General features: G+C 62.4%; 6 protein-coding genes and 1 pseudogene. 5 read left to right on the top strand and 2 right to left on the bottom strand.

Going from position 1 to position 6,732, the window contains the following annotated elements; genetic code table 11:
- On the top strand, nt 1-182 hold a 182-nt coding region (locus tag FQU74_RS00800), incomplete at its 5' end, for an integrase core domain-containing protein (protein WP_146284426.1).
- Nucleotides 183-185: 3 nt separating this feature from the next.
- On the opposite strand, the pseudogene FQU74_RS00795 reads toward FQU74_RS00800, so the two are convergent.
- Both FQU74_RS00795 and FQU74_RS00785 read right to left on the bottom strand, forming a co-directional pair.
- Nucleotides 186-1,265, bottom strand: a pseudogene (locus tag FQU74_RS00795) (IS3 family transposase).
- A gap of 442 nt (nt 1,266-1,707) precedes the next feature.
- Nucleotides 1,708-3,147, bottom strand: coding sequence for a DUF6880 family protein (locus FQU74_RS00785; RefSeq protein WP_170246179.1), 1,440 nt, complete (start codon nt 3,145-3,147; stop codon nt 1,708-1,710).
- A 220-nt stretch (nt 3,148-3,367) separates the two neighbouring features.
- On the opposite strand from FQU74_RS00785, the gene FQU74_RS00780 reads away from it, so the two are divergent.
- The 4 genes from FQU74_RS00780 to FQU74_RS00765 all read left to right on the top strand — a co-directional run bounded on the left by FQU74_RS00780 (nt 3,368) and on the right by FQU74_RS00765 (nt 6,732).
- Entirely contained in the window at nt 3,368-4,522 is a 1,155-nt protein-coding gene (locus tag FQU74_RS00780; protein ID WP_146284424.1) for a tyrosine-type recombinase/integrase, read from the top strand.
- A 121-nt stretch (nt 4,523-4,643) separates the two neighbouring features.
- The gene (locus tag FQU74_RS00775) at nt 4,644-5,516 is read left to right on the top strand and encodes a BrxR family helix-turn-helix transcriptional regulator (RefSeq protein WP_146284422.1); all 873 of its coding nucleotides are present in this window, start codon (nt 4,644-4,646) and stop codon (nt 5,514-5,516) included.
- Entirely contained in the window at nt 5,513-6,133 is a 621-nt protein-coding gene (locus FQU74_RS00770; RefSeq protein ID WP_146284420.1) for a DUF1819 family protein, read from the top strand. Before FQU74_RS00775 ends, FQU74_RS00770 begins: the two co-directional genes overlap by 4 nt.
- Nucleotides 6,130-6,732 carry a DUF1788 domain-containing protein gene (locus FQU74_RS00765; RefSeq protein WP_146284418.1) on the top strand — a complete coding sequence of 201 codons (603 nt, stop codon included), beginning with the start codon at nt 6,130-6,132 and terminating at the stop codon, nt 6,730-6,732. Before FQU74_RS00770 ends, FQU74_RS00765 begins: the two co-directional genes overlap by 4 nt.

Here is a 6,732-nt window from a genome sequence, read left to right as displayed (position 1 = left end):
ACGCCTATGTCGAGCGCTACAACCGGACAGTCCGGCATGAATGGCTGAACCTCTACATCTTTGAAACCATCGAGGAGGTGCAGCAGATCGCCACCGAATGGCTGTGGACCTACAACAACGAACGCCCCAACATGGGCATCGGCGGCGTTACACCCGCCATGAAACTGAAAATGGCCGCGTGAGTTCTACGGTCGTGCCCCGCTAAAATGGGGAGGATTACCGTCGAGGCTCGTGTGCGGGCGGTGGTGGTTGTAGTCGTCGCGCCATGCCGCGATCAAGTGCCGGGCATGGCGCAGGCTTGAGAACAGATGCTCGTTGAGGCATTCGTCCCGCAGGCGACCGTTGAAGCTCTCGACGAAGCCGTTCTGCATCGGTTTGCCGGGCGCGATGTAGTGGCCCTTCGACCTTCCGGTCCTGCTGCCACGTGAGGATCGCATTCGACGTCAGTTCTGTGCCGTTGTCGCTGACCACCATGCAGGGATAGCCACGCAACTCGGCGATCCGGTCGAGTTCCCGGGCCACGCGATGGCCTGAGATCGACGTGTCGACGATGTTACCAAGGCACTCCCGGTTGAAGTCATCGATGATGCACAGGACCCGGAAACGGCGGCCCCAGACAAGACTGTCAGTCACGAAGTCCAAGGACCAGCGCTGGTTTGGACCCTGCGGGATCGCCATCGGCGCGCGGGTTCCAAGCGCCCGCTTTCGCCCGCCACGTTTGCGCACCGTCAGCCGCTCTTCGCGATAGATGCGGTAGAGCTTCTTCCAGTTCATGTCCCAACCCTCCCGCTCAAGCAGGATGTGCAGGCGGCGATAGCCAAACCGGCGACGTTCGGACGACAATTCGCGCAATCGGCTTCGTAGCTCGGCGTCGTCAGGACGGCTGGACTGGTAACGATGGACGCGTGGATCAATGCCCACCAGACGGCAGACACGACGCTGTGAATAGCCCTTCTCGGTCATGGCCCAGGTCACGGCAGATCTCCTTGAACTGGGCCTCAGAAGTTTTTTCCGAGCATCTCGCGCAGCGTCGCGACGTCCATCATCTGTTCGGCCAACAGCCGCTTCAGCTTCGCGTTCTCGTCCTCGAGCTGCTTCAACCGGTTGGTCTCACTGACCTCCATGCCGCCGCACTTCGAGCGCCAGTTGTAGAACGTCGCATCGCTGATCCCGTGCTGCCGGCATAGCTCCGCCGCGCTCAACCCGGTCTGATGCTCCTTAAGGATGCCTATGATCTGCTCTGCCGTGAACCTGCTGCGCTTCATGTCCGTCTCCTTCACTGGAGAACAGACTAACCTCAAAGTGCGGACGTTTCAGGGGAGCAGGTCAGTGCGGATGGTGCCGGACCGCAATGCGCCGGGCGCGCATCAGATCGAACTGGTGGGGGATCTGGCGGGGATCCTGGGGCTCGCTGCGCCAGATATGTCGAAGCCCCCGCGATTGGCGAGGGCTGGAGGAGACTTCACGTCGGAAACAATGGTTGCGGGGGCAGGATTTGAACCTGCGGCCTTCAGGTTATGAGTCGTGTCAAACGCAACACGATCAGGCGCGACGAATCGCTTTTCCTTTCGCATATCTTGGCAGTTGCGAGATCGGGCCACAAGCCCAAACTGCGCGCGGATTGTCAGGATTGCGCAGCGGTTTTCACCCTCGTGCTTCCACCATGCTTCCAACGGGTGGCAGAATGATTTTCCGGTAGCACGGCAATCATCCGTCAATCCGCGACCAGAAGCCGGTCTTCTTGCCATGCTCGGCCTTCAGGCGCGCGGCATAGGCTTGGTGCGGCTCGACCGGTCCGAAGTCCTCGATCCGTCTGGCCAGATCGGCACAGGCCACCAGGTGCTGGGCGGCATAGCCATAGCGCTTCTGCCTCGCCTCGTTCAGCGTGAAATCGATCATCGCCCGCAGCGCCACCGTCGCGGCCAGAGGATGCTTCTCGGCCAATGTCTCGGCCGCTGGGGCCAGGAATTCATAGTGATCGCCGTCGACCTCGTCCTGCCTGTCGATCAGCAATTGCGCGGCATGGGCTAGCGATGGCCAGTTCAGAAAGAAGGCCAAGGCGGTCAGCAGGTCGGGATGTGCAGCGGCATTCGCCATCGCGCGCTCCTCGGCCTCGATATCGTCGAAATCCGGCAGGCGCTTCAGATTGGCCCGCAGATGCTCCCCCGACAGGTCGCGCTCGAAACATGCCCAGCGGAACGCCTGCGCCTCATCTTTCCGGTCAAGCGCCTCCAGCACGGCAAGACGCGCGTCCTGCCACTCGGACGGGATCCAGCGTACTTCTTTCACATCGGCCCGCTCGATGAAACCAAGCGCGTCCCCTGCCCTGCCCGCCGCCAGCAGGCGCTGCGCGATCTCGGCCGCGATCTTTGGCACCTTGCGGGTCTTCGGGTCATACTGCGCAATGAAGCCATCCACGTCGCCCTGCACGTCGGCAATGTCCTTCAGCGCCATCTCGACCGTGCTCTGCCGCGCACGTTCCTCCATCTCGTGGGCATAGCGCGTGCCGCCGCTGCCCCAGCCGACGGCCTGCCATTCGCTCTTTGGCGGCACCGGCACCGGCGTGCGCCCGAGCTCCTCAACCAGTCCCTTCAGATGCGCGACGCCCTCGGGGCCGAGCGCCGGAGCGATGATGGCGATCAGTCCGTCATACTGGCCAAAGCCGTTGTCCTGCAGCGCGTCGAGAACCTGCCGCGCGAGGGCCTCGGGCGCCGGATCAGCCGCCTTGGCCAGCTCGCCGAGATCGGCGCAGGCCTGGTGGAAGATGTCGATGACGGTGCCGCTGCTGTCATCGCAGCGTTCGAACACCGGGGTGGCCAGTCCCATGAACCGCCACAAGAGCGCCAGCGCCTCACCCGGATCATGTGGGGCGATCTGTTCCATGATGGCGCTGCGCTGGGTCTGAAGATCCTTCACCAGCGGCTTGCGGTTCTGCCAGTTCACGAAGGTCCGGGCCTTCGCGATGCTGGTCAGCCGCTTGGTGATCTCCCGCGCCGCCTCCCTCGGGCCCTCCGCTCCAGCAAGGGCTAGACGCAGCTTGCGCTTGGCAGCGGCATCGCCCGTGCTGATCTCGATCAGGAGTTGCGCCAGTCGTTCGGCGCCCAGCGCCTCCAGGTTCTTTGCATTGAGGGTGGATTTCGACGCCATCGGGATTCCGCTGCTTTTTGGCAGACCTTAGCAGCGCGACTGAGCGACCGGAACCTGCGTCCTGATTCGTGCGGACCATCCTTTCCGCCCACGGCTGCGATGCAGCCCCTTGCGTGAGATTGCGCGGATTTTCCTTTTTGCACGCAATATCAATGTGTTCGTTGACTAACCATCCGCCTTGCGCACTGTGGAAGCCAGACAACCCGGAAGCCGATCTCCCATGCCCAAACTCACAAAGCGCATCGTCGACGCCGCAGAAGCCCAAGCCGCCGAATACTTCGTCTGGGACAGCGACATCCCCGGCTTCGGACTTCGGGTGCTGCCAAGCGGGCGAAAAGCCTACGTCGTGCAATACCGCACCGGACGCCGGTCGCGGCGGATCAGCCTTGGCCCCAGCACCGTGCTGACCTGCGAACAGGCACGCACCCGCGCCATCACCATCGTCGCCGCTGCGCGCAACGGGCAGGACCCTGCAGCCGAACGCGACGCCGGGCGCAAGGCCATCACGATCAAGGAACTGGCCGAACGGTTCGACAAGGAACACATCGCCATCCGTGTGAAGGCCAGCACGGGAAAGGAGTATCGCCGGAACCTGCAGCGCTTCATCCTGCCCGCCCTCGGGCAGTTGACGGTCACGGGGATCACGCGAGCGGATGTCGCGAAGTTCCACCACGACCTGCGCCACATCCCCTATCAGGCCAACCGCTGCCTCGAGGTGATCTCGAAAATGTTCAGCCTGTCCGAGATGTGGGGCCTGCGTCCGGACGGGACCAACCCGCGCAAGCACATCCGGAAATACCCCGAGGAGAAGCGCGAACGGTTCCTGAGCGCGGCGGAGCTGCGGCGGATTGGCGAGGTGCTGCGCGAAATGGAAGCAGAAGGGGTGGAGCTGCCCTCGGCCATCCTCGCCGCGCGTCTGCTGATCCTGACCGGGTGCCGCCTGAACGAGATCATGACCCTGAAGTGGTCCTACGTCGATCTCGACGTCCCTGCCCTGCGCCTGCCGGATTCCAAGACAGGTGCGAAGGTCGTGCACGTTGGCCAGCCGGTGGTGGACCTGCTTCGGGGCGCCCTGCGCATTGACGGCAACCCGTGGGTGATCTCCGGCACCCTGCCCGGCAGGCCCCTGAGTGATCTGCAACCCTTCTGGCAGCGCGTCCGTGCTCGCGCCGGGGTCAAGGACGTCCGCATCCACGATCTGCGCCACACCTTCGCGTCCACGGCCGTGGCCTCGGGTCAGGGACTGCCGATGATCGGCAAGCTCCTTGGCCACACGCAGGTCCAGACCACGGCGCGATACGCCCATCTCGCGTCGGAACCCGTGCGGATGGCGGCCGATGCCGTCGCGCAGAACCTGCGGCAATCCTTGGGATAATTGCGCGCCAACCCTTCCCTTTTCGATTGATCCCCAAGCATCACGCGGCTACGGTCGAGGAATGCCCAGAAAATGGGCGCGCATAATTTCCATGCGCATCGACCGATGACGGGAGAGCGTGGTGAGCAACGACAGGTCGGAGCTTCGTTGGGGGGTCGAGCAAAGGCTCGAGTTCATCGAGTTCCGCCTGTTCTGGGAGGGGCATGTGAACCGCAGCGATGTGATGACGCAGTTCGGGCTGTCGGTGAACCAGGCCTCCTCCGACCTGAGCCGCTACATCGGCCTCGCCCCTCAGAACATGGACTACGACCGCAGCCTGCGGACCTATGTGCGCCAGCCGGGATTCAGGCCGGTGTTCGACAAGCTGGATGCTGGTCGATACCTGGCCCAGCTGCGGTCGGTCGCCGAAGGCATCCTCGATCAGGACGACTGCTGGATCGCGGGACTGCCCGCCTACGATTCCGCCCCCACCCCGGCGCGTGGCGTCGATCCTGCAACCCTTCGGTCCGTGGTCGATGCGATCCGCCGATCCGAGGCGATCGAGGTGCAGTATCAGTCCCTGTCCAATCCGGAGCCCCGGTGGCGCTGGATCGCCCCACATGCCATCGCGTTCGACGGCTTCCGCTGGCACGCCCGCGCATTCTGCGTCACCGACGAAGTGTTCAAGGATTTCCTGCTGTCCCGGATCCTGGACATCCGCGCATCGCGCGCGTCCGACGTTCTGCCCGAGAACGATCAGGACTGGCACACATTCGCAACGCTGGAAATCGGCCCCCACCCAGCCCTATCCGAGACGCAGGCCAAGGTTATCGCGCTCGACTACGGCATGAAGGGTGGCAAGGCTGAGATCAGGGTTCGAAGGGCGCTGCTTTACTATGCGCTCCGTCGGCTTGGGCTCGACACCGATCCCGCCGCCAGGAAGCCCCAGGACCAGCAGATCGTACTTTTGAACCACATCGAGGTCCAACGGCGGGACGAAAGAGTTGTAGAATGAACGGCGCGAGTGTCCAACCTTACAAGATGTCTTTCGCCGTTGGTGGACTGCTTCTCAACGAAAGCGTTGAAGTCGCTCGACTGCACAAGCCATCGGAGTCGTGGGACGCAACATTGCGGCTCGCATTGGGCGGAGGTGTTACGTCTCTGCCCAAGACTGCTTCTCGTCGCAGGACGCTTCGTGAGATCGTGAACCGAATTTCAACATTGGACCAAGAGGAGCTCGACTACCTTGTCCTGGCGGCGGACCGGTCGGATCAGCAGGCCCTCTTGTGGCTCGCAACGTGCAGAGCGTATCGATTTGTCCGCGAGTTCGCGACTGAAGTGATCCACGAGCGATTCATTTCGTTCCAGTTCGATCTTCCGTTGGAAAGCTTCGACGTCCTGTTTGCAGCCAAAGCCGAATGGGATGAGGGGCTTGCAGGGATCAGTCCGACGACCCGAGCGAAGCTGCGGCAGGTGCTGTTCCGGATGATGCGTGAAGCAAACGTGATCACCGACGACAACCGGATCCTGTCTGCTTATGTCTCGCCGCGGCTCAAGGCGATGTTGGCAGAAAGAAGTCCACGGGATCTCGCGGTGTTCCCCGGATTGAGCCGTGATGGAGGCACCCTGTGAGAAAGCCTACAAGCCGGAAAGAGCGGGCAGAGCATCTGTTCAGGGTTGTCACCAGCCAGCGGTTCCTGACTAAGCAGGGCCTCGGCAATGAAGTGCCGTTCTTCATCTGCCCGTACCCGGCAGAAGAAGGACTGTCGATGGTTGAAGATCGATTGGATCTGGTGACCCGAATAAACCATGCCGGGATCGCGGTTCTCGACCTGAGCCTGTACGATCTGTCGCTCGCCATTCTCGAAGAGCGCGGTATTCTCGATCAGATCCTCGAGATCGAGCCGGACACCGACAAGGGAGAGATCCGGGAGCTTCTGCAATCCGTGCTCGATCCGAAAGCCAACCTCATTCCGAAGATCGGCGACGCCATCGCAGCCACACCGCATGACGTGATCTTCCTGTCCGGCGTCGGCGAGGTCTATCCTTACATCCGGTCGCACAACGTGCTGAACAATCTCCAGAGTACAGCCAAGGACAAGCCGACCGTGCTGTTCTTCCCTGGCAGCTACACCCACGCGCTCGCGACCGGAGCCTCGCTTGATCTGTTCGGGCGCCTGCACGACGACAAGTACTACCGGGCCTTTAATATTCTGAACTACGAGGTTTGA

Source organism: Gemmobacter aquaticus, assembly GCF_007859075.1.
Lineage (GTDB): Bacteria > Pseudomonadota > Alphaproteobacteria > Rhodobacterales > Rhodobacteraceae > Gemmobacter > Gemmobacter aquaticus.
This window is presented reverse-complemented; position numbering and strand designations above follow the sequence as displayed.